At 46.5% G+C, this 24,152-nt stretch carries 22 protein-coding genes and 3 tRNA genes; all 25 read left to right on the top strand.

From position 1 onward, the window contains the following. On the top strand, nucleotides 1–638 hold a 638-nt coding region (locus E7204_RS05875; RefSeq protein ID WP_366483565.1), incomplete at its 5' end, for an FAD-dependent protein. After that, nucleotides 638–1,993, top strand: a complete 1,356-nt coding sequence (glmM, locus tag E7204_RS05870; RefSeq protein ID WP_295182718.1) for a phosphoglucosamine mutase — start codon at nucleotides 638–640, stop codon at nucleotides 1,991–1,993. The genes E7204_RS05875 and glmM, both read left to right, overlap by 1 nt. Before the next feature lie 578 nt (nucleotides 1,994–2,571). Further along, on the top strand, nucleotides 2,572–4,404 hold the full coding sequence (glmS, locus tag E7204_RS05865) for a glutamine--fructose-6-phosphate transaminase (isomerizing) (RefSeq protein WP_295182715.1): 1,833 nt from the start codon (nucleotides 2,572–2,574) through the stop codon (nucleotides 4,402–4,404). Nucleotides 4,405–4,565: 161 nt separating this feature from the next. Next, a complete protein-coding gene (gene trpS / locus E7204_RS05860) occupies nucleotides 4,566–5,552 on the top strand; it encodes a tryptophan--tRNA ligase (protein WP_295182713.1) in 987 nt (328 codons plus the stop codon). 45 nt (nucleotides 5,553–5,597) lie between these two features. Then, the gene (locus E7204_RS05855; RefSeq protein ID WP_295182710.1) at nucleotides 5,598–6,086 is read left to right on the top strand and encodes a hypothetical protein; all 489 of its coding nucleotides are present in this window, start codon (nucleotides 5,598–5,600) and stop codon (nucleotides 6,084–6,086) included. 320 nt (nucleotides 6,087–6,406) lie between these two features. Next, nucleotides 6,407–7,222 carry an amino acid ABC transporter substrate-binding protein gene (locus E7204_RS05850; RefSeq protein ID WP_295182707.1) on the top strand — a complete coding sequence of 272 codons (816 nt, stop codon included), beginning with the start codon at nucleotides 6,407–6,409 and terminating at the stop codon, nucleotides 7,220–7,222. Between the two features lie 116 nt (nucleotides 7,223–7,338). Beyond that, nucleotides 7,339–8,001 carry an amino acid ABC transporter permease gene (locus E7204_RS05845; RefSeq protein WP_295182705.1) on the top strand — a complete coding sequence of 221 codons (663 nt, stop codon included), beginning with the start codon at nucleotides 7,339–7,341 and terminating at the stop codon, nucleotides 7,999–8,001. 11 nt (nucleotides 8,002–8,012) lie between these two features. Beyond that, complete coding sequence (locus E7204_RS05840; protein ID WP_295182701.1) at nucleotides 8,013–8,771, top strand: amino acid ABC transporter ATP-binding protein; 759 nt, start codon at nucleotides 8,013–8,015, stop codon at nucleotides 8,769–8,771. Nucleotides 8,772–8,789: 18 nt separating this feature from the next. Continuing rightward, on the top strand, nucleotides 8,790–10,031 hold the full coding sequence (locus E7204_RS05835; RefSeq protein WP_295182698.1) for a hypothetical protein: 1,242 nt from the start codon (nucleotides 8,790–8,792) through the stop codon (nucleotides 10,029–10,031). A gap of 201 nt (nucleotides 10,032–10,232) precedes the next feature. Continuing rightward, complete coding sequence (locus E7204_RS05830; protein WP_295182695.1) at nucleotides 10,233–10,700, top strand: universal stress protein; 468 nt, start codon at nucleotides 10,233–10,235, stop codon at nucleotides 10,698–10,700. A 63-nt stretch (nucleotides 10,701–10,763) separates the two neighbouring features. Beyond that, entirely contained in the window at nucleotides 10,764–12,338 is a 1,575-nt protein-coding gene (locus E7204_RS05825) for a DUF2157 domain-containing protein (RefSeq protein ID WP_295182692.1), read from the top strand. Beyond that, nucleotides 12,328–12,969: a hypothetical protein gene (locus tag E7204_RS05820; RefSeq protein WP_295182689.1), complete on the top strand. Its 642-nt coding sequence runs from the start codon at nucleotides 12,328–12,330 to the stop codon at nucleotides 12,967–12,969. The genes E7204_RS05825 and E7204_RS05820 overlap by 11 nt, the downstream gene beginning before the upstream one ends. Before the next feature lie 129 nt (nucleotides 12,970–13,098). After that, nucleotides 13,099–13,395 (top strand): metalloregulator ArsR/SmtB family transcription factor, encoded by a 297-nt coding sequence (locus E7204_RS05815; RefSeq protein WP_021841576.1) that lies wholly within the window; start codon nucleotides 13,099–13,101, stop codon nucleotides 13,393–13,395. A gap of 238 nt (nucleotides 13,396–13,633) precedes the next feature. After that, entirely contained in the window at nucleotides 13,634–14,068 is a 435-nt protein-coding gene (locus tag E7204_RS05810; RefSeq protein ID WP_295182684.1) for a hypothetical protein, read from the top strand. Next, nucleotides 14,007–14,795 (top strand): isochorismate synthase, encoded by a 789-nt coding sequence (locus E7204_RS05805; RefSeq protein WP_295182680.1) that lies wholly within the window; start codon nucleotides 14,007–14,009, stop codon nucleotides 14,793–14,795. The genes E7204_RS05810 and E7204_RS05805 overlap by 62 nt, the downstream gene beginning before the upstream one ends. Nucleotides 14,796–15,004: 209 nt before the next feature. Continuing rightward, nucleotides 15,005–16,948, top strand: coding sequence for a 2-succinyl-5-enolpyruvyl-6-hydroxy-3-cyclohexene-1-carboxylic-acid synthase (menD, locus tag E7204_RS05800; RefSeq protein WP_295182677.1), 1,944 nt, complete (start codon nucleotides 15,005–15,007; stop codon nucleotides 16,946–16,948). Continuing rightward, nucleotides 16,938–17,855, top strand: a complete 918-nt coding sequence (gene menH, locus E7204_RS05795; RefSeq protein ID WP_295182674.1) for a 2-succinyl-6-hydroxy-2,4-cyclohexadiene-1-carboxylate synthase — start codon at nucleotides 16,938–16,940, stop codon at nucleotides 17,853–17,855. Before menD ends, menH begins: the two co-directional genes overlap by 11 nt. Before the next feature lie 110 nt (nucleotides 17,856–17,965). After that, a complete protein-coding gene (menB, locus tag E7204_RS05790; protein ID WP_295182671.1) occupies nucleotides 17,966–18,808 on the top strand; it encodes a 1,4-dihydroxy-2-naphthoyl-CoA synthase in 843 nt (280 codons plus the stop codon). Nucleotides 18,809–18,826: 18 nt separating this feature from the next. Continuing rightward, nucleotides 18,827–20,278, top strand: a complete 1,452-nt coding sequence (gene menE, locus E7204_RS05785) for an o-succinylbenzoate--CoA ligase (RefSeq protein WP_295182669.1) — start codon at nucleotides 18,827–18,829, stop codon at nucleotides 20,276–20,278. Between the two features lie 136 nt (nucleotides 20,279–20,414). Then, nucleotides 20,415–21,650 carry an o-succinylbenzoate synthase gene (menC, locus tag E7204_RS05780; RefSeq protein ID WP_295182666.1) on the top strand — a complete coding sequence of 412 codons (1,236 nt, stop codon included), beginning with the start codon at nucleotides 20,415–20,417 and terminating at the stop codon, nucleotides 21,648–21,650. Between the two features lie 119 nt (nucleotides 21,651–21,769). Then, nucleotides 21,770–22,150, top strand: coding sequence for a PaaI family thioesterase (locus E7204_RS05775; RefSeq protein WP_295182663.1), 381 nt, complete (start codon nucleotides 21,770–21,772; stop codon nucleotides 22,148–22,150). A gap of 161 nt (nucleotides 22,151–22,311) precedes the next feature. Further along, nucleotides 22,312–23,523 (top strand): chloride channel protein, encoded by a 1,212-nt coding sequence (locus tag E7204_RS05770; protein ID WP_295182660.1) that lies wholly within the window; start codon nucleotides 22,312–22,314, stop codon nucleotides 23,521–23,523. Between the two features lie 194 nt (nucleotides 23,524–23,717). Next, nucleotides 23,718–23,794, top strand: a tRNA-Pro gene (locus E7204_RS05765). A gap of 9 nt (nucleotides 23,795–23,803) precedes the next feature. Next, nucleotides 23,804–23,877 (top strand) — tRNA-Gly (locus E7204_RS05760). 181 nt (nucleotides 23,878–24,058) lie between these two features. Beyond that, a tRNA-Arg gene (locus E7204_RS05755) sits at nucleotides 24,059–24,132 on the top strand. The last annotated feature ends 20 nt before the right edge of the window (nucleotides 24,133–24,152 follow it).

The following is a 24,152-nucleotide window of genomic DNA, read 5'->3' as shown; positions in this document are numbered from 1 at the left end:
TTTGTATGTGCCCGGGCGGTGAAGTGGTGGCCTCCGCGTCGGAAGACGGCCATGTAGTTACGAACGGCATGAGTTTATATGCCCGTGCCAGCGGCGTGGCGAACAGTGCGTTAGTCGTTACGGTTGGCCCTGATGATTTCGGTACCCATCCGCTTGGCGGCGTAGCCTTCCAGCGCGAATGGGAAAAGAAAGCCTTTGAGCTGGGCGGTCATGACTATAAAGCACCGCTGCAGACGGTAGGCGATTTCTTGGCCCGGCAAAAAGGGGCTGTGCCGGAAGGTAATGCGGCAGCCCCGCATTCTTATCGTCCCGGCGTAGTGGCGGCAGACCTCCATGAATGTTTGCCAACCTATGTGACGGACGTCATGGAGCGGGCCTTACCGTATTTCGGACGTCGCATTAAAGGATTTGATGAACCTCAGATTTGTATGACCGGTGTAGAAACGAGAACCTCCTCACCATTGCGCATTTTGCGGGATGATGATCGGCAATCGCCGACGGTCAAGGGACTATACCCTATGGGTGAAGGAGCCGGCTATGCAGGCGGTATCATGAGTGCCGCTTTGGATGGTGCGGAAACCGCCATTCGTGTTATGGTTGCGTATAAGCCGTTGAAGGCGCAGGAAGGAGAAGCGTAATGTCTAGATTATTTGGCACCGATGGGGTGCGTGGCGTAGTAAATGCTTTTTTGACGCCTGAATTGGCGTATCATTTGGGACGTGCGGCAGGTTCCTACTTTGGCCGCCGTAAAAAACGCCCTGTATTCCTTATCGGGCGCGATACTCGTATTTCCGGAGCTATGCTTGAAAATGCTTTGGCTGCTGGCATTTGCTCCGTAGGCGGCGATGTAGTGGTAGCCGGTGTCGTACCGACCCCTGCCGTTGCCTATTTAGTGCGCAAACATGGTTGGGATGCCGGTGTTGTTATTTCCGCATCTCATAATAAATTCCCTGATAATGGGATTAAATTTTTCGACGGCGAAGGCTTTAAATTGCCCGATGCCGTGGAAGATGAATTGGAAGAATTATGCAGTCAAAGCAGTGAAAATAATTTGGAACGCCCTACGGGTGCCGATATCGGCCGCATTTTGAACAGCCGTGAATTGGCTCATGAATACGCCGCTTTCGTAGAAAGCACCGTAGATGTGTCCCTCGAAGGTTTGACTGTGGTATATGATGGTGCCAATGGGGCCGCTTCGGCCGTAGGCCCTGAAGTGTTTGAAAAATTAGGCGCCAAAGTTATTGCCATCAATGTCGATCCTGACGGCGTTAACATCAATGAAAACGCCGGTTCCACTCATATGGAAGGCCTCCAGGCCGCCGTTGTAAAATACGGTGCCGATGTGGGTATCGCCAACGATGGTGATGCGGACCGTTGCCTTTTGGTTGATGAAAAAGGGCAGGCTCTCGACGGTGACCAGATCATGTTGCTCTGTGCCAAACAGCTCAAAGAACAGGGCCGTTTGAAGAAAGACATGATTGTAGGCACCGTTATGAGTAACATCGGTTTCCACAAAGCAGCCAAGGAAATGGGCATGAAAACCTTTGCCACCGCTGTAGGCGATCGCTATGTACTTGAAAAAATGCGAGCCGACGGTTATTCCATCGGCGGTGAACAATCCGGTCACGTTATTTTCCTTGACTATAACAGCACCGGAGACGGTTTATTGACCGCCGTGCAGATGCTTGCGTTGCTTAAAAAATCTGGTCAACCTTTATCGGAATTGGCAAAAGTTATGGTGAAATATCCGCAATTGCTTATCAACGTTCATGTAGTCACTAAAACGGGTTGGGATGAAAATCCGCTCATTCAGGCAGAAATCTCCGAAGCCGCTCGTGAGCTTGGTGAAAATGGTCGCATCTTGGTGCGCCCATCCGGCACGGAAGCGTTAATCCGCGTTATGGCGGAAGGTCCGGACCATGAACAATTGGAACGCATTTGCCATACTGTGGCTGAAACCATTGGTCGAGAACAAGGTCTTGTAGAAGAGTAAGGCTAATTGATGCATAGATGAATGACCTTAGGGCATTTCATTAAAGCAGAGCCCTTAGGGGCTCTTCGTTAAGCATAGCCCTTAGGGGATCTTTATTAAACATAAAAGAATAAAGATATAAAACAATCAAAATCCATAGCATGATAAGCGTCTTGGAGTATCAAGATGCCTGTCTGCTGTGGATTTTTCACGCTTTTTACCCTTCTTTACTTTAATTCTTGTATCGGTTATAATATATTAACGCAGTATGCTTTGTTGAGAGATATATTCAGAAACTTTTATATGCTCTCTATGCGCTTATAGATGATTAAATAAAGTCTCTAAAGCGTGCACAGCGGCTACTGCAAGACTGTCGCAACTTAAGTAAAGGAGAGAACCAAATTCGTAAAGGCGAATAGCGCAGGCACTGATCGGGGACAGCCGATTTCAGTAGACGAGGTAGAGGAGTATCGAAACATCAGCGGATGCCTCTCGGCCGGCTTCAGTCGTTATATAAGTTACAATGTCTATCGGTGACGATGAGAACAAAAGACTTATACGAAGCAATTGGAGTAGTCTGTTTACAGGAGGATACAACCATGTGTGGTATTGTAGGATATATTGGATTTGAAGATGCGTCCCAGTTTATGTTGGACGGTTTGTCTAAGCTCGAATATCGTGGCTATGACTCTGCCGGGATTGCCGTAATCGGTCCGAATAATGTAATTAAAGTGCAGAAAAAAGTGGGCCGTTTGGCTAACTTGGAAGGCATTGTTAAAAACGACCCAAATCCGGGTCATATAGGTATCGGTCATACTCGTTGGGCCACTCACGGTCGTCCATCGGATATGAATGCCCATCCGCACACCGATGCTAAAGGCTTATTTGCCGTTGTTCATAACGGTATTGTAGAAAATTACTTGCCAATCAAAGAAGAATTAATCAAAAAAGGCTACGAATTTAAATCCGAAACGGATACGGAAGTAGTAGCCCATTTATTGGCTGACTTATACGACGGAGATTTTGAAGGCACCGTTCGTCGCGTATTACAACGCATCGAAGGTTCTTACTCTTTAGTTATTTTATGTGCCGATGATCCAAGCCGTATCATTTGTACCAAAAAAGATAACCCACTCGTTATCGGTCTCGGTAAAGGTGAAAACTTCATCGCTTCCGACATTCCGGCTATTATCAATCACACCCGTGATACTTTCATCATGAACGACGGTGAAGTAGCGGTTGTTACTAAAGATTCCGTACGTGTAAGCGATTTGGCGGGTAATTTAATCAATAAAAAAGTATACCATGTAACTTGGAATGCAGAAGCGGCTGAAAAAGGCGGTTTTGAACATTTCATGTTAAAAGAAATCTACGAACAACCTAAAGCGATTCGCGACACCTTGACCGGTCGTATTTCCAAAGACAACAAAGACGTTATCTTTGAAGAATTAGGTTGGGAACCGGCTGATGTAGCCTCCGTAAACCGCATTTTGATTACTGCTTGCGGTACGGCCTATCATGCAGGTTTGGTAGCTAAATATTATATTGAACAATTGGCGCGCATTCCGGTAGAAGTAGATATCGCTTCCGAATACCGTTATCGCGATCCGTTGACTGACAAAAATACCTTGGCTATCGTTATCAGCCAATCCGGTGAAACCAGTGACACTTTGGCCGCTTTGAAAGAAGCGAAACGCCGCGGTGCTCGTTCCTTGGCGGTAACTAACGTTGTAGGTTCGTCCATCGCTCGTGAAGCAGACCAAGTAGTTTACACTTGGGCCGGCCCTGAAATCGCCGTTGCTTCCACTAAAGCTTACACAACTCAGCTCGTAGCTTTATTGTTACTCGCTGTTTACATCGGTAAATTGAACGGCAAATTGGATGCCGCTTTGGCAGAAAAAATCTTAACCGATTTACATGAATTGCCAACATTATGCAATGAAATCTTTGAAACCGTTGATGATATCAAAGCCTTTGCCAAAAACTACGGTTTCCGTGAAGATGCATTCTTCTTGGGCCGTTCCATCGACTACGCCGTAGCTATGGAAGGTTCCTTGAAATTGAAAGAAATCTCTTACATCCATGCGGAAGCTTACGCCGGCGGCGAATTGAAACACGGTACCTTAGCCCTTATCGAAGAAGGCGTGCCGGTTATCGCCTTGGCAACCCAGGAAGATGTACGCGAAAAAATGATGAGCAACATTAAGGAAGTTAAAGCTCGTGATGCGGTTGTTATCGGTCTCGGTTTGGCCGGTGATACGGAAATTTCCAAATATGTGGACCACACAATTTTTGTACCACGTTCCGATAAATTTACGGCCCCTATTTTGGCCGTTGTACCATTGCAGTTATTGGCTTACTATGCAGCCATTACGCGCGGTACCGACGTTGATAAACCAAGAAACTTGGCTAAATCCGTAACGGTTGAATAATCGCTTATTGATTTTTAGAATCCTAACCGTGGCTATATGAAGATGTAGCCACGGTTATTTTTCATGTACAGAATGACGTTTTCGGGGTACAATAATATATAATACATACAAAAGATTTCGCCGGTGTGAGAGAGGACGAAATCTTTATAGGAGGAATTTTTATGTCAGTTATTTTTTCAGGCATTCAACCGAGCGGTGAATTGACCTTAGGCAACTATTTAGGCGCGTTGCGTAACTTTTTGGACTATCAGGATAGTGATGAATGCTACTACTGTATCGTAAATCAGCATGCTATCACGGTACCGCAAGATCCGAAAGAACTGTTTGCCAACACTCGTCGCTTGGCAGCTCTATATTTAGCCGTAGGTCTCGACCCTAAGAAAGTTACCTTGTTCGTACAGTCCGAAGTACCGGAACATGTACGCTTAGGTTGGGTTATGACGACAATCAGCTATGTGGGTGAATTGGAACGTATGACGCAGTACAAAGATAAATCACAAAAACGCGGCGACTCCATTCCGGCCGGTTTGTTGACCTATCCGCCACTCATGGCTGCCGATATTTTGCTCTACCAGACCAATTACGTACCGGTTGGGGAAGACCAGAAACAACATATGGAATTGACCCGCGATTTGGCCCAGCGTTTTAACCGCGTGTACGGCGAAGTTTTCACCATTCCTGAAATTAAACTCGGCGTAGGCGGTGCTCGCGTTATGAGTTTACAGGAACCGACGAAGAAAATGAGTAAATCCGATGACAATCAGATGGCTACCATTCGCCTCTTGGATGATGAAAAAACGATTGTTAAGAAGATTAAACGCGCTCAGACTGACTCGGACAACTCCGTTCATTATGATAAAGAAAATAAACCGGGCATTTCCAACTTGATGGGAATTTATGCGGCCATCACCAAAGAATCGTATGAAACCATCGAACAACGCTATGTGGGCCAGGGATACGGCACATTTAAAAAGGATGTGGCCGAATTATTGGTTGACACGTTACGCCCAATTCATGAACGTTATAATGACTTAATCGACAGCCCTGAATTGGATCGCATTCTTGACGAAGGGGCCGTTAAAGCTCGTGAAAAGGCAAGCAAAACATATCGCGATGTAGAGCTTGCTATGGGCCTTCATCGTAAATAATTATCTATATTAGGGGAACCTTGGGCTGATGCTGGAGGTGGGGATATGGAAGTACGTGAAGTAACCGAACGCTTTCCTTGCGGTGAAGTAGAGGAAACGTTTGCCGATTATATATTAGTATCTTGGGTTATGTGGCTGTTTTTTGGCGCCGTTGCGACTTGGGCCGTGTGGCATTCACAACGCGGTGTGGTTTGGAATCATATCGCGATTGACTACATCATTGTAGGTTTTTGTGTATGGCGCATGACAAGACAAAGACGCCCTTTGGTCTACGTTTGTGAAAAGGGGATTGTCATCAGACGTCGACCGAGTAGTCTTTGGGAGCGTATTGATATGCTTTGGAATGGCGACCATTACTACAGCTTTATTCCGTATGCTCAAATTATCGGTTTTACCGCTAATTGGGAAGAAATCCACATGGTAACCGAAAGCGGGGGCATCCTTATCGTAATGGTGGACTTACAGTTCGTAACCTATAAGGATAAACTTAAATTGTTGTCGATTATTGATGAACGCAGTCATACTGCCATGTAATTTATGCGTTGGGTGCAGCACACAACGACAGTGTAATTGCGGGCGCTATTATGGTGCGCTGTAAATAACAGATATACGTGAAGCGGTCCGGCCTTAGGCGGACCGCTTTTTGTTAGTGTATAGGCCGAATTTGCTGTTTTGAAATTAAAAAGGCCGGCCGGATTATTTCATAACTATGACTTTTGGTAAAACCTCCTATGATTAATTAGAAGTATAAATTAAAATTTAACTCTTTACCTCTTTAGTTAGATAAAGTATAATGAGTTCATGAATTAAAACTAATGCTTTGGATTGAGAAAACAGAAAGAGGGGACTTAGTTATGAAGTTGAAGAAGATGTTGGCCTTGGGCCTGGCAATGTTTACGATGGCGGCGTTTGCAGCCGGTTGTGGTAATGACGCAGATAAAGATAAAGCGGCAGCCACTGAATTACCAAAGAAAATTGTAATCGGTTTGGATGACAATTTCCCACCAATGGGCTTCCGTGATGATAAGGGCGAAATTGTAGGTTTTGATATCGACCTTGCCAAAGAAGTGGCGAAACGAGCCGGTATGGAAGTAGAATTCAAACCAATCGACTGGGACAGCAAGGAAGCAGAACTTAAGAGTAAACGTATCGACGCTTTGTGGAACGGCTTAAGCCTTACACCGGAACGTGAAAAGAATATTTTATTCTCCACCCCATATGTACAGGATAAACAAATCATTGCCGTGCGCGCTGATTCCCCAATCCAAAGCAAAGAAGACTTAAAAGGTAAAATCGTAGGTACACAGCAGGGTAGTAGCGTAGAAGCAGCTGTTGAAAAAGATGCGCAAGAACGCGGTTTTAAAGAAGTGAAAAAATATGGCGACTTCGTTAACGCCTTCATGGATTTGGAACTCGGTCGTATCGACGCTCTCGTAGTTGACGGTATCGTTGGTCAGTTCACCATGACTCAGAAACCGGGCACATTCCGCTTGGCTAACGGCGACTATGGCGCTGAAACAATGGGCGTTGGTTTCCGCTTAGACGATAAAGCGTTACAAGCTAGAATCAATGAAGTGTTAAAACAAGTGATGAATGACGGCACAGCCGACAAGATTGCTGAAAAATGGTTCGGCAACAGTAACTTATTAAATAAAGATGCTTTTAAATAATCGCTTTGTGGCAGTGATGGCGTAAGGCTGTAACCGTTTACACAACCCGGTTAATATAGCAGTGAAGAAAGGAGGTAGTCCTTACCTCCTTTCTTTCTTTGAAAGGAGTCAGTTTGATGGAATTAATAGACTATTTATTGAAGATTACGCCGGTCATCGCCAACGGCCTGGGAGTAACGGTCTCCCTGTTTTTAATCGTATTGGTATTGTCCGTGCCGTTCGGTGTTTTAGCGGCCCTGCTGCGCTTGTCACCTATCGGCCTTGTACGCAAAATTATGGCATTCTATGTGTATATTATGCGTGGCACACCGTTAATGTTACAGATCTTATTTATTTACTACGGCTTGCCATTCATTCCTTACATCGGAGTGCAACTTGACGATACGACGGCGGCGGTTATTTCCTTCGTGCTCAACTATGCGGCTTATTTGTGTGAAATCTTCCGCGGCGGCATTCAATCCATTCCGAAAGGTCAGTATGAAGGGGCCAAAGTTTTGGGCTTTACCTATGTACAGACCATGCGCAAAATTATTCTGCCGCAGGTGGTTAAACGGGTGTTACCGCCACTGGCGAATGAAACAATCAACTTGCTCAAAGATACGTCTTTGGTGTATATTTTAGCTATGAACGATGTTCTGAGAATTACGCGCGGTATTGTGCAACGTGATTTTGACACGTCGGCATTTATCGTGGCGGCTATTTTCTATTTAATAATGACCTTTGTATTGACTAATATTTTTAACTATTTGGAAAAACGTTACGCTGTGTACGATGAATAGGAGGACTACACATGAGCTTTATTGAAATGAAAGAAATAGAAAAAAGCTTTGACGGCCTACCTGTTCTAAAAAAAGTATCCCTTTCTATGGATAAAGGTGAGGTCGTGGCTATCATCGGACCGTCCGGTTCGGGGAAATCTACATTTTTACGCTGTTTAGGTCAGCTGGAAGTGATAGACCGTGGTACAATAGTAGTAGATGGTACACCTTTGGTACAGACTGAAGGGGACGGCAATGCCGTGTATACTGATAAAAAGACACAGCAGGCACTCTTGCTTAAAATGGGCATGGTGTTCCAGCAATTCAATCTATTCCCACACATGACGGTTTGGGATAATATTTTGATTGCCCCGCAAATGGTAAAAGGTATGAAAACCGCTGATATTGCTCCGACGGCGGAAGCGTTACTTAAAAAAGTAGGCCTCTGGGAGAAAAAGGATGTCTATCCGTCCAAATTGTCGGGCGGCCAGAAACAGCGTGTGGCCATTGCCAGAGCACTCGCCATGAATCCGAGCATCATGCTTTTTGACGAACCGACGTCGGCCCTGGATCCGGAACTGACCGGTGAAGTACTTCGTACGATTCAACAATTGGCGGAAGAGTATATGACCATGATTATCGTAACCCATGAAATGGCCTTTGCCCGTCAGGTGGCGGACCGCATCATTTTCATGGCGGACGGCATCATTCAGGAAGAAGGCAAACCGGAAGACGTTTTTACCAATCCAAAGTCACCACGTACCAAGGCATTTTTAGATTCTATGCTATAAGTAAAGGAGACATATGTAATGAAGCAACGATGGCAAATACGAATTGCTACCTTAGCGGTAGGGGCACTGTTGGGCGTAGTCGGCACCGGCTATGCTAAGAGTTTACCGACTTATGACACGATGAAAGCAACGGCGGAGGCTCAGACTTTTGAAGCTCGCGGGGTTCACAGTGAATCCGATTTGCCGGCTGCGTATCAATCGTATGCTACCACGATGACCACGGAAATTCGCGATTACGCTGACGGTTATACGTTTACCGTGCCATGGCGTCTCACCAACGGTCGCTATGAATCACAAGCTAAAGATGATGGCAGCACGGAACGTGGCTATTTCTTTAACTTGGCGGAAAGCTCCATTTCCGAGCCATTCCTTGTTTCTTTTACCAAACGTGACAATATTGTGGAAGGTAATGTGAGTCTGCAACAGTGGAATACCACTTGGTATAACGAATCCGTTACGAATATGACGAAAGAACGGTATCTTGCTTTATGGCGTGAAAACCGCAAGGACTTAAGCGGATACACCTTAGACGGCGATTTATTCGACTTCAAAGGAGCTACCACGGCTCGCTGGGATTCCTTCGTGCGCAGTGATGCGGGCGAAACCGGTTCCACGTTCTTTGATGCGGAATTTATCATGGCGGCAGACCCTACGCAACGATACACCATGACGATGATGTACCCTAGCAAATACAATGATTACATGATGCAGGGCGTTGTGAAAAACGTAGTGCCTTCGTTTAAACTCATGAAGGAAAAATATCGCAATACGGGCAACTTGGTATTAACCGATGAAATCAGTTATATTAAACCAAGCGGCTTTAAAGTAGTAACACAAAATAGAAACGGCGCCGTTTTAACTAAAGATTTCTATCGTATCGAAGTAGGCTTATTCCCGATGGATAAAACCGTATCCATCGATTCCCGAGCCAGCTATCCGACTATGACGGCTCGTCAGGAAATTGCCGATTTCTATGTAAATGAATTAGTAACCAATTACGGTGCGACGATTGAAGGCTATAAGACCTTGATTGATAACCATAATACGGGCTCCTTAATCGTAGGCAGCTTACAACGGGGTGAAGGGGTAGCCATTAAATTTGCTTCTTACATTACCCTTACCGACTCCGGCCAAGCCGTTGTGGCTCGCGTTATGGCGCCGGATAACGGTCAGTTTACCGACGAAGACTTGATGAAAATGGTCGAAGGTGTTCGCATTCAGCACAAAGGTCTTTTGAGTGGCGGAACAGTTATACTGTAAGCGTGTCAGCGTGTCAGTAGCTTCTGTTTAGGTTCGCATACGGTGATATTATGAGTATCTCCGTATTAATTTAAAAATTCTAAACTTTTTTTGAAAATTTTTTGAAATAAAAAAGGACTTTTGTAACTCCGTAGAGAATACTTAAGTATAGAAGAAGTCATCGTGAATGAATCGAATCATTCACCAGTGGGAGGGATTCATATGCAAGAACAAAATAACGCTAAAGTAGTATACAAGACGATAGTTGTACCGGCTGACGGTTCCGAAAACTCGAAACGTGCGTTGCAGCATGCCGTTTCTATTTGTGAACGTAACGAAGCTCAGCTTATTATCGTACACGTAGCCAATATCGTGTCTGCTATTTCCAATTTTGACCAGACCCCAATCAGCGGCGGTTATGTATCGGAACAAATCGCGGAAGATATGGAAGAAACCGGTAAAAAGATTTTGGAAGACGTTTCCAAAGACGTACCTGCCGATATCGCTGTTAAAAATGTATTTGAAGTAGGCTCTCCCGGCCCGGCTGTATTAGCGGTAGCTAAGAAGTTTAATGCCGATTTAATCGTAATGGGCAGCCGTGGTCTCGGACCTTTGAAAGGTTTATTTATGGGCAGTGTAAGTAGCTATGTAACCAGTCATTCTACTTGCCCGGTGCTCGTTGTCAAATAAATAGTCACATATGAGCGGCTTTGCTCGCCAAGGGGCAAAGCCTCTTTTTAGAATGGAGGTACTATGAATAAACAACGGATTGTTTGGCTTCATGAACAACTGCCCGAGTGGGAGGCAAAGGGCTGGATTTCTAAGGAACATGCTGCACAGATGCGCGTGTTTTATGGTACCGTAGACACCAATCAGGGGCCTTTGCTCAGAAGGTTATTGGTGTTATTGTTAGGGCTGTTGTTAACGAGTTTAGGTGTATTTTTACTCTTTGCCGGCTATTGGTACAGCTTTTCACCGGCCGGTCGTATGGACTGGTGTATTGCGCTCTTGCTCTTGGCGGTTATCGCTTTAGGCTTAGGCCTTTGGAAAGCGCCTAGGGGGAGCATCTATGCGGAAGGCATAGGGCTTTTTTATGTGGCGGCCCTTACCATCTCGACGGTGCTCATGAGCGACACCTATTATACCGGTGAAGGCTGGGGCTTTTATGCCCTCATCATAATGCTATTAACCTTGCCGGTCATATATCTGTTGGGATCCGGCTTCACTATGATGGCCTATCTCTTGATTGGTCTTTTATGGAGCGTATCGGCGCGGGAAGTTACCATGTGGGGTGAACCTGTTTGGTTATGGCTTCTTCTGGCAGCCGGCAGTCCGTTCTTTGCGGAGCAGTTACGTAAACGGACACGCTCATATTTGTCCACTTTATGGCTCTTATGGGCCTATGTGGCGGCTATTTTTGGGGCGTTCTTTTTTACCATTACGTCCTATAATTTATCGCTCGGCCTATTCTTTGTAGCGTCCTTATCGGCGGCCACGTATGCTTTAGGCAGCTTGTCTCGCGAACAAGGCCTTTGGTCCTTGCCGTTCCGCGGTATAGGGGTGCTGGGCCTCATGTATGTGGTCGTATACGGTACCTTTATCAGCACTTGGCAGGAAGAAGCGGCGGCTTCGGCTGATTGGCTCAGTATCGGCTTAGGTATAGTTGCCTTAATCTTGGTTGCGGGCGGCTTAAATGCACTTTGGCAAAAACGCATGGGCACGGAGATTTTAATTACGTTCTGTCCGATTGTAGTAGGGCTTTTGATGCTGTCTGTTCATTGGGGTGTGACACCGCTAACCGGTTCTATCCTATTTAATTTATATGTAGTTTTATTGGCCATTGTCCTCTTGTGGCAAGGTACGGTCACTAAACGTGTAGGTCTGGTAAATGGCTGTATTTTTACCTTCTTAGCCATGATTGCGGCGCGCTTCTTTGATCCTACGTTCTCCTTTGTTGAACGCGGTTTTACCTTTATGGTAACGGGCGTAGCTATTTTTGCGGTTAACCTGTTCTATATGTGGCGTAAGCAAACGCAACGGGCACAGGTAAACACGTCCGTAGCCAGAGCCAATCGGCGTTTGCGTCGGCGTCAAACCTTGGGCGATGACGAACATATTGAAGTGACGGATACCGGTGAACATACCGAATCGGCCGGTAATTATACGACCGCTTCCGGCGGTGCTCGAACGGAGGCGGACGGAGCAAATCCTGCCACTGTTTCGGAAGGTGGTAATATGGCGTATACGGCTCGTGAGCAGGACCCGGTAGGGGCTGAAAGCGCTGATAAAACGACGGCACGAAAGGGGGAATCCTCTGATGCGCAATAGAGTTTATATTAAATGGATCCTCTTTATCGTAGTAGGTATTTGTACCTTGCTGTCGCCATTCTTTATTCAACATCGGTCCACCTCTTTGTTGCAAGGCGGCGGTGAATATCAATGGCCTGTGTCCTTGTCGCGTACAGCCGGTTGGATTCCGTCCGATTATTTGGAAGTCAGATTTTTGGGCAGTCGCGGACCATGGCAGGGCGGTCGTTTGCCGGTACATGACCAGGAAGTGTATGTATGGGTAACGGCTAAGCCGAACGGCATCTTGGAAGTAACCGGTGTGTCTGATAAAAAGCCGACCACAGGAGATTATATTTTTGCGCGCGTTACCCGGGTTGAAAATACGGATGTAGAATTTAAACTATTGTTTGATCGTGTGACTTTGGATTTAAATAAAGTAAATCCCGATTTTTACACAACCTATAAAGGAACTTTGTTGGCTACTCTTAAAATCAAAGACGGTCATGGTATCGTTACAGGTGTATATTCGCGGGGCGTACCTTTAGAGTTGGCTACCCCTGAGAGCGAAGCACAACAGGAAATTGACAGCCGCACACCAATCAATCAAATCGGTGAACCGCAGGCGACTGCGGAAGCAACGGCCGCCATTGACGGGGCGGGGCAAAATTAAGCTGGTTAAATTTGCTTGTTTCGTTATATAATAATTAGACAGGCTCTGAAAGCTTTAAGTAATCGTTAGCAAATAGAAGTCTATAAGTATTAGAACGTAAGAATATAAATGGTGTAATAGGAGTTAGGTATGGATGTTGCTCATGCACAAGTAGATGTGCAAGAATTGGCTGATTTGTTTAAAGTGCTGGGAGATCCTACGCGGATTCGCATCGTGCAGCAATTATTGAATAAAGAAATGTGTGTAACGGATATTGCTGAAGCCATGGGTATGGGGCAATCCGCTATTTCACACCAATTGCGCGTGTTGCGCCAAGCGCGTCTGGTAGCCTTTCGTAAGGAAGGGAAAACCGTGTACTACAGTCTTAATGACGAACATGTGGTTATGCTTCTCAGTCAGGGGATTGAGCACGTATCCCATCAGTAAAAACAGAATAGCCGTAAGGTTAAACGTAAAAACCGCCTGCAAAGGCGGTTTTATTTTGTCCTGTAAATACAATGTTGCCAGACTTAATTTTATGGCAGCGGTTTAATTTTATTTTGGGAAGTATTTGTTATATGAAACCGCTGAAAATCGTGGTAAACCGCATTATGAGAGGCATTTTCTTTTAAAGGGTGAGAGTGGTATAATAAGATGTTAAGGTTATTTATGAATGAGGAAGTTTATGAAATATACAATCTTTCCAACAGATATAGCGGAACCCTTAGCTGTTTGGCAACACTTTGAGGGGGACGAAAGGGTCTATTGGCATGATACGCAAGTTAATCGCGTTATCGTGGCGGCCGGCCGTGTTAAAAGCATTACGGAATCGGAATTACCGGAGTATCCGTGGGCTTGGTACGGTCAGACTTTTTTTGAGACGGTCAACGATGAAGCCTGGCAAAATATGGGAAATGAATTGGTGGTTTTCACCCATTACTATGTACAGGAAGAAGGGCGATCCTATTGGGTAACCGCCGCTGCGGAGCCGCCGGTTATTGAATCGACAACAATTACGCCGGTAGCACACAGCTATCGTGAAGCAGGCGCCGACGATTATGAAGCATGGCAAACTTTATTCGCATATTCAAGACGGTATCGCGTCGGGCGAAGTGACTAAAGTAGTGGCTTCCCGTAAAGTGACGCTGGAAAGCGATACACCCTTTGACAGTACCTCGATTATCGGTCGCTTAGTGGCGCAGAACCAAGGGGCGTTTATTTTTGCCTATAACAAGGGTGACGCCGTATTCCTCGGGGCATCCCCGGAAGTATTGGTACGTAAGCGCGGCCAAGACTTTATGAGCTATGCCTTAGCCGGTACGATGAAAAAAGATGACATTCATGATCAAGGGGCGCGCCTCTTGGGGGATGCTAAAAACCGCTATGAACACAATATTGTGGTGGATATGATTAAAGCGACCATGAGTGATTTGTGCGATAGGGTGGAAGTGAAAGATACACATATTATGGAATTACCGAACCTGTATCATTTGCGCACTTTACTCTACGGTCATGATACGGAGCATTCTATTTTGACCATGGCCAAAGCTTTGCATCCAACACCGGCCATGGGCGGTGAACCGCGGGCAGCGGCGCTGGCCCTTTTACAGCAATATGAGCCCTATGAACGAGGCTTATATGCGGCTCCTATCGGTTGGGTTTGCGGTAATACGCCGCTTTTCCGTGAAGCGGGGGACGGCCTCTTAATCGTAGGCATTCGTTCCGCCCTAATTCACGGCAAGACACTGTATGCCTATGCGGGCTGCGGTGTCGTAGCCGATTCCGATTGCGAGTCGGAATACAAGGAAACAATGACTAAATTACAAACGATTATGCGGGCCTTGTAAGGGGCTTAGGTACCTACAGCTTTGCGGCTAACAGGTCCCTTTGTGGCTAAAGGATCTTTGAACCAGCCGGTTATAGGCGTATATCGAAGATTATAATAAAATAAAAAGGCAAGATAAACGCTGAGAAAATACTGTTTTAATAGGGCAGTAAGGCTATACAAAACAGTGGGGCGTATGGGGAATAGTCGTTGTTTTCATGGAGGTGCAGGATGAACGAATATATAGCAGCCGCAGTGGATGAGCTTTTTGAACTTGGTGTGCGCCATGTGGTTTTCAGCGGGGGTTCTCGCTCGACGAGTATGGCCGTGCCATTCATGGCTCACGGCGGCTACAAAACATATATGAATATTGATGAACGTTCGGCAGGCTTTTTCGCCCTTGGTTTGGCAAAACGCTTGCACACACCGGTGGCGTTGGTGTGCACCTCCGGATCGGCAGGGGCTCATTATTTCCCCGCCGTTATTGAAGCGTTTCACAGTCGCGTGCCTTTAATCGTGCTCACCGCGGATCGTCCGCCGGAAGCTCAGTTTGTAGGGGCACCGCAAACGATGGACCAAGTCAAACTCTTTGGTTCTTTCGTGCATCATTTTGAAACCCTCAGTCCCGATATTGCCGGCAGCGGCGCTCTTGAGTCGTCTCTGTATGCGCGTCAGGTAATCCAAAGGGCCTATATGAAAGCCATGGATGTGGTACCGGGGCCGGTTCATATCAATGTGCCGCTGCGCGAACCTTTGGTGCCGGATACGAGCGCCGAACAGTTTGCGAAAGGTCGGTTGAGCGGCGCTAAGCGCTTTATAACGCAACCGGGTATTATGCGTCTTGGTGAAAAAACTTTGAATCCCTTGATTGAAGAACTTAAGGGGCGTAAAGGTATTATTTTATGCGGCCCTGCCACCGGTCGTGACGATGATGATACCTATTATCGTGAAAACGGCTATGGCAATGGCTTCGAATTTTGCCAAGGTGTAGAAATACGGCCCGGTTTTTACGATAATCCCAAAAATGTAATCAACAATGCCTATGGTACGGCCATGCTGGCCTTAGGTGAGGCGTTGGAAGCACCGGTGTTGGCCGATCCCTTATCGCCGGTAAGAGCCTTGAATCATCCGCTCATCATCGACAAGTATGATGCGTTTTTGAGTAATGAGGACTGGCAAAGAGAGTTGGCACCGGACTACATCTTGATGATGGGGCAAATGCCGGTTTCAAAACGCTTGCAGCAATTCATCAAAAAGCATGCCTCAGCTGTTTGTTATCAGATTGATGCGGGCGCCGTGTATCGCAATGGTACGGTAACGACGAACCGCGTTATTCAATGCGATCCCGTTGCTTTTGCCTTGGACGTGGCGAAGAAGTTAGTTTATACTTTATGGGCGCCGGAGATGATTGATAATCTGTTAACGACCCAAGGCGAGTTGAGGACTTTTTTAAAGGCCAAGGAAAATCTCCATAAGAAATTAAGCAACAATGCCTATACGAAAAGTTGGCTGAAAGCACAATATAGAACGAGCCTTGCCATGGCTCCGGTTAGGGAGGAGAAAACCCTCTTTGAGGGTAAGTTCGTGTCCCTCTTGAACGACGGCCTCGATGAGCGAACCTTCATCAAACACGGGGCTCCGCAGACGGTAAATGTGGTGGTGGCCAACAGCATGCCAATTCGCGATTTTGACTATTTCTGGCGTCAAGGTAAACCGAATGCACGAGTGTTCGGGAACCGCGGCATCAACGGTATCGACGGTACCGAATCAACAGCCTTGGGGATTGCGGCAGCTAAAGGTGAACAGACTTTACTCGTGACGGGCGACTTATCCTTCTTCCATGACATGAACGGCCTTGTGATGGGCAAAAACGAAGGGTTAAATTTAGTCATCCTGTTGTTTAATAACGATGGGGGCGGTATTTTTGAATATTTACCGCAAAAAGGCATCGATAATTTCGAGTATTTATTTGGAACGCCGCAAGGCCTGAACTACAGTGCCCTCGCTGACCTCATGGGCATTCACTATCAGGAGGTGACGAGCTATGAAGACTTTGAGGATAATATAGTTCGCGCCATGCAAGCCGGCGGCATCCATGTATTGGAAGTAAAAACAAATCGTGAAGTCAGTCGTGAACTTCACAGAAAGTATACGGTAACTGTGTATGAAAAATGACTTTGACAGTCTTGATGAAACATCAATGTACGATCAAGGTGATCGAGAAGAGATTACGGCCGTGTTGGAAGCGGCCGATGATGTATATATAAGTATCGACAACGTGTCCTATCACGTGGCTTTGCGGGGTGAAGGGATGCCGCTTATTTGTCTCCACGGTTTCGGCGAAGCCGGTGATACGTGGGATAAATTGAATCTCCCTGGATTTCGACTCTATTGCGTCGATTTCCTGGGGCATGGCGTCTCCGATCGTTCCCACAATCCGGTGTTGTATCAATTCGATACGGTGCTGCGCCATTTGTATACGTTGATTCACACGTTAGTCGGTGAAGAACCGTATGGTATTATGGGCTACTCTATGGGCGGGCGCATGGCGTTGCAGTATGCAGCCATGTATGAACCGGCTAGGCTCATGTTCCTCGTATTGGAATCCGCTTCAGCGGGGATTGAGGACATTAACGAACGGCAGGAACGGGCAGCTCGGGATGAAGTGTTGGCCCACAAAATTGAGACCCACTCCATTGAATGGTTTGAAGAGATGTGGTCAAAACTGCCTATTTTTGCGACTCAGCAAAAACTATCGCCGGCGGTGCAACATACGATTAAAGAGCGTCGTCTCAGCAATACGCCGGAGGTGCTCGCCCATACTTTACGCGGCACCGGTCAGGGCATGACGCCGTACGTGGGGAATAAAATTGCCGATTTGGAAATGGAAATCCTCTATGTGTCGGGTGCCCTTGATACCAAGTATGATGATATTGGGAAGACCATTTTCGGTTTTTGTGAAAACTCGGCCCACGTGTCGGTACCTGACGCAGGCCACAATGTGCACACCGAAATGCCCGATGAATTCAATGATATAGTAAATCTGTTTTTGTCAGACTATAATGACAAAAATATTAGTTAATATAGATGTTGACTATCAAGACTTTATGTGCTTTTTAGATATATTAATGTAGCTAGAGTTGCCGATGGCCACTGAAATGCGGTCGGCAGAGTTTTAAAAAGGAGGCTATTATGAGCAAGTTTGATTGGCAAGTATTGGATCGCGGTTATGAAGATGTAATTTATGAAACTTATAACGGCATTGCCAAAATCACCATTAATCGTCCTGAAATCCGCAATGCGTTCCGTCCTAAAACAGTGGTGGAACTCATCGATGCGTTCACCATTGCCCGTGATGACACGGAAGTAGGCGTTATTATTTTGACCGGTGCCAACCACGGCGGCGATGTGAACAAAGAAGCATTTTGCTCCGGCGGTGACCAGAGCGTGCGTGGCAACGGTGGTTATGTCGGGAAAGACCGTATTCCGCGTCTTAACGTCCTTGATTTGCAGCATTTGATCCGCATCACGCCAAAACCGGTTATCGCCATGGTTAACGGCTATGCTATCGGCGGTGGTCATGTGCTTCACATCGTTTGTGACTTGTCCATTGCTTCTGAAAACGCTAAATTCGGCCAGACCGGTCCGCGCGTAGGCTCCTTTGATGCCGGTTACGGTGCGGGTTACCTTGCTCGTTTGGTAGGTCATAAAAAAGCCCGTGAAATCTGGTTCTTGTGCCGTCAATACACGGCGCAGGAAGCCCTCGACATGGGTCTTGTTAATACAGTGGTACCATTTGACCAACTGGAAGAAGAAACCGTTAAATGGTGTGAAGAAATCCTTCAATTATCCCCAATGGCTCTTCGTTTCTTAAAAGCTTCCTTCAACGCCGACACTGACGGTCTTGCCGGTTTACAACAATTCGGCGGCGACGCAACGCTTATGTTCTACACCACCGACGAAGCGAAAGAAGGTCGCGACGCGTTCAAAGAAAAACGTAAACCTAATTTCAAACAATTCCCTAAATTCCCTTGATAGGAGGACGTTTTAATTATGCGATGGTTACGAGAGCGGGCGCAAGCAACTCCCAATCAGCCCTTTCTTGATGGCTATACTTATAAAACTATATATGAGCGCACCGTACTGCAGGCCGGCTTTTTGTCGGCCGTAGTGCGCGGTGAGAACCGCATCGGTCTTTGTAGTGAAAACTCCGTTGACATGGCGGTAATGCTCTTCGCGTTATGGTCCTTAGGGAAAGAAGTATTTTTAGTCAATCCGCACCTCACCGTACAGGAGCAGGAACAGCAAGCCCTCGATTTAAAGGTGCACTTAATCTTTGCCTCCCCGACGGTGCAGGAGCGGGTGGAAGCGACCTGTAACGGCCGTTTTTGCCGGCCTCATCACAGTGCAGTGGATGAAGTGGCCTGGCGTACATGGGGTGCCTTGCCGCCTATGGATGAAACATCTCGCACAAGACTTGTGCAATGTTTTGAAGGCCTTTTAGTGCCGCCGTTAATGGATCAGGCTATAGCGGCTATTATGAATACCAGCGCTACCACGGGCTCCGTAAAATCGGTGCCCCTTCGTTGGGGGCAGATTGAAGCCCATGTAAAAGCCTCGGCTAAAGTGCTGGGCGTAGAGCCGACGGACAATTGGCTTACGGTCTTGCCTATGTTCCATGTATCCGGTTTGTCCATTATTTTGCGAACCTTGTATAACGGCACGGCGGCTACGATTTTATCCTCCTTTGACGAAACAAAAGTCATCGAGGGTATCACCTCGGGCCAACTCACCATGGTATCCTTGGTGCCTACCGTTTTACAACGCATCGTGGACCGTATTGATACGCATAAGCTACGCGTAGTGCTCCTGGGCGGTGAGTTTATTCCCGATGCCTTGGTAGAAACCTGTTTGGCCAAAGCCATGCCGATTTTTAAGACCTACGGCATGACGGAAACCTTTGCTCAAAGTGCGACGGTGAATGTATTGGCTCATCCGGATAAACGCCAGGCTGTGGGCAAACCATTACCGGGTGTTGTTATTGAAGTACGCAATCCTGATGAAACAGGTATCGGGGAAATTTGGCTGCAGTCGCCCATGCTCATGACCGGCTACCTCGGTAAGCCGCCGATTGTTGGCTTTTTCAATACGGACGACATGGGCTACTTGGATGAAGACGGCTATTTATATATTGTGAATCGTCGCCAGGATATTATTATCTCCGGCGGTGAAAATATTTATCCTAAAGAACTGGAAGATTGCCTCTATCGCTTGCCGGGCGTGACGGAATGCGCCGTAGTCCCTAAAGCCGATGAACGGTGGGGACAGGTACCGATTCTCTACTATGCCGGCGAAGCCAGTGTAAAAGCGGTTAAAGAGCACTTGAGTGAAAACTTGGGTCGCTACAAACAGCCAAAGGCCATTTGCCGCTTGGCTAAATTGCCGCGCAACAATTCCGGCAAAATTATGCGTCGCACGCTCATTGATGAAGCGGCGGATATGTAAAATAAAAATACTCGGCGTAGCGGCTTGCTGTGAAGGTAATCGCTATGTCGGAGAGACGCCAACATGGGCAAGACTGCTATGTGGCGTCAATAATTGTAATTATGATTAAGGCGAGGGACGAACGATGACTCATCAGATGACAATCTCAAAAATCACCTTATGGCACATTGGTTTACCGATGCGCTTTACCTTTCGTACGTCCCAAGGCACCTTATCCCATAGAGAAAGTCTCATCGTAGGGGTCACCACATCGTCAGGCTATACCGGCTATGGCGAAGTGGTGGCGTTTACGGAGCCTTTTTATACGGCAGAAACGTTGACCAAGAGTAAAGACATACTATTGACGACGTGGCTGCCGTTTTTTGTAGGAAAAACGTTGACCGGACCGTGGGTCATGTATGATTTAATTCGTGATATGCCGAATACAGCGTTAGATACATTGGCTATGACGGCGAAAAATGTAGATTACGCAGCTGCGCCGGCGGATGAACCTTTGGCTGATACTTTGCGAAGTCACTATCCTATGGCGTGGGCCGGTCTTGAAAACGCCTTGCTCCATGCCTATTACGGCGAACAAGGGCTTTCGGCTATCGGTATTTTAGTATCCGGTAAAAAACATAAAGCCATTGAATCCGGTGTAGTGTTGGGTGATATGCCGAATCCCAATCTCTTGAAGGCCGTGGATGCCCATGTGGGGAAAGGTTGTAAGCGTATTAAGTTAAAATTGAAGCCCGGTGATGCGGTGGAGCGGGTAGCGGCTGTGAGGGCAATGTATCCTGATATAATCCTCGCCGGCGATGCAAACTGCAGTTTTGCCATAGAGCAGGCGGATGAAATCATAGCGCTCAATGCGTATAACTTGCGCTCCTTAGAAGAGCCCTTTGGGGTGAAGGATACAGCAGGAAGCTATAAAAGTGCCGAAGTTTATCGTTCGCTGCCTCAAGAACTGCGACAGGCGATTAAGACGCCACTCTGTTTTGACGAAAGTGTGCAGTCGTTAGCGGAGTTGAAAGCGATGCACGCAACCGGTTGGCTCGATGTGTTAAATATTAAGGTCGGGCGTTTGGGCGGCCTTCGGGAAACGGTACGTTGCCTTGACTATTGCCGTGCTCATAATATCGGCTTTTGGATTGGCAGCATGGTGGAAAGCGGTGTTTCAAAATACATGCATGTTCAATTGGCCACCATGGCAGATACGTGGATGGCCGGCGATTTGTCGGATATGAGTCGCTATTTTGAAAAAGACATCATTACCACACCCATTGAGTTTTCACAAGGAAAATTGGCGGTAGATTTTAAGGCCGGTCTCGGAACGGATATTGACGAATCGGTGCTGAACGAATATACGGTGGCTAAATTTGTTTTTGAATAAGCTTTGAACTGATGGCGACGATAGATATACGTGGAATGATAGTCAGTAATCTAGTAAGAGAGTAAGAATGTAAGAAAGTAAGAATGTAAGAATGTAAGAATGTAAGAAGGAGGATACTAATGACACTCGTTGATCAGCTTAACATTGACCATGTGAATTTAACGGAAACGGGTTTTGAAAGCGCCATGACCATGACGGAATTTCATGCGCAACCGTTTGGGTACTTGAATGGCGGTGCTACCTTGGCATATTGCGAAGCCATTGCGGGGATGGCCAGCAATCTCATGGGCAAAGGTGCTTATGTGGGTGTGGGCCAGACGATTACAGCTCATCACTTAAAAGCAACGAAACCACAGGGGAAGTTGTTGGCACAGGGAACCTTGTTGCATGGTGGTAAGCGAAGCCATGTGTGGGAAATTAAAGTGACCAATGAAGCGGGCGAGCATATTTCGCAGGTGACAGTGGTGAATGCGTTGATTGAAATGCCACCGCGTAAATAACTTATGTTGTGACAGGTTTTTAAAATGTATTGGATTGTAAAAACTTGTGCAGGATGTAAATAAGTTGTACAACAAATGGGAAATGGGATTTTAGGTGTTATAATAGGAATGTAATTCTTAGATTTTAGGTCAACGAAGTAATACAGGTGTAGGAGTTTGGTATGTTAGAGCGTAAAGTATTTGGTCTGGTTGTGTTGGTTGGTATTTTTGCCGGCATCGTAGGCATAGTATTTACTAATTTATTACATGTGATTCAGCATTTCACATTCGGCTACAGTGCGGCCGAGCATTTAAGCTTTGGTGTCGGTGTGGCGCAGGCGAGCGGGGAACGCCGTGTGTGGGCGCTGTTGGCGTGCGGTCTGGTCGGTGGTATCGGCTGGGTACTGATTCATCGTTATGGCGGTAAATTAGTTGAAGTTAAAGACGTGACAAAAGAAATGCCACCGGTAACAACATTGCTTCACTCTACGCTGCAAATTGTAACCGTAGCTATGGGTTCACCGCTCGGTCGAGAAGTGGCACCGCGCGAAGCAACCTCCGCGCTTATCACCTGGGTGATGCGCTATGTAAAACTGACAAATGAAAATCGGTCGCTCCTCATTGCTTGCGCCTCCGGTGCCGGTTTGGCGGCCGTGTACAACTCGCCGGTGTCGGCTACCATTTTCGTATTGGAAACATTGCTATTAACATGGAACGTGAGAGCTTTGAGTTCCGCTTTTATTGCTTGCGGTATCGCCACCTTTGTGGTCCGTTTGGGCCTTGGAGATACGGTTCAGTACGATATGCCGCAGCCTGTTATGATAGGTAATTTTGCCGAATTCGCTGTGCTGATTGGCATTATTATCGGCGTGGCCGTTGTCTTTTTTGATAAATCGCAGGCTAAACTGCCTAAACTCGATCGGACAAACCCTAAGATGATTCTGTTCTCCGTGATTGCCTTTGGTCTCGTAGGCCTTATGTCGGTCTACTTTCCGGCCATCTTGGGGAACGGCAAACCGGGAAACCAGCTCACCTTTGCTCATTTAGTGCCTTGGGAATACGGCTTGGGCCTCTTTGCAGCTAAATGGGCCGCCGTTTTACTTGCTATGGGCGTTGGTGCTTATGGCGGCAAAATCACACCATCCATGATGCTTGGGAGTACTTTGGCGCTGGTTGTTGCCATTGCGTGGAACTTCGCCATTGGCCCTATTTCTGTCGGGCTTAGTGCGTTTTTAGGCGCTGTTGTATTCCTCGGTTTAGCACAAAAAATGCCGCTTACCTCAGCAGTGTTTATGCTCGAATTATCGCGGTTTTCAGTGGAATTATTCTTCCCGATAGCCTTGGCTATGGGGATGGGAATGCTTACCCAAGGGTGGCTTAAGGATAAAATATAACGTTAAGATAATCGGCATATTATATGAAGAATACTAACGATTCTTTATGATTTTTGATGTTGTAAAGTTTTTTGCAAAAATTGTAAAAAAATTATAAAAAAGTACTTGCGCACATTTGCGTGGTATGATACAATGGCTTTGTTGTTGAGAACGAAGCTAGTAAACAACAGCGAAAAGAATAGTATTCTTTATATCGGGGTATAGCGCAGTTTGGTAGCGCACCTGGCTTGGGACCAGGGGGTCGCAGGTTCGAATCCTGCTGCCCCGACCATTTTTTTATGCGGGTGTAGCTCAATGGTAGAGCCCCAGCCTTCCAAGCTGGTCGCGAGGGTTCGATTCCCTTCACTCGCTCCACTTATTATAAACATTACCGCAGTCTGATGACTGCGGATTTTTTATTGTTTAGGAGCTGACCTTGATTAGGTAAACTGCGTAAAGAACTTATTGAAGAGAATTGATTTTTTTACAAAGTTTGGTGTATAATAGTATACAGTGATTTTTAGAGAGACTCTATTTATTGCTCAGAATTTAATATGGTCCAGTAGCTCAGTTGGATAGAGCAACGGTTTCCGGAGCCGTGTGTCGGGGGTTCGAATCCCTTCTGGATCAGGAGAAGAAGGGGCATGGTA

It is taken from the genome of Veillonella sp. (genome assembly GCF_015058545.1).
Taxonomy (GTDB): domain Bacteria; phylum Bacillota; class Negativicutes; order Veillonellales; family Veillonellaceae; genus Veillonella_A.
This window is presented reverse-complemented; position numbering and strand designations above follow the sequence as displayed.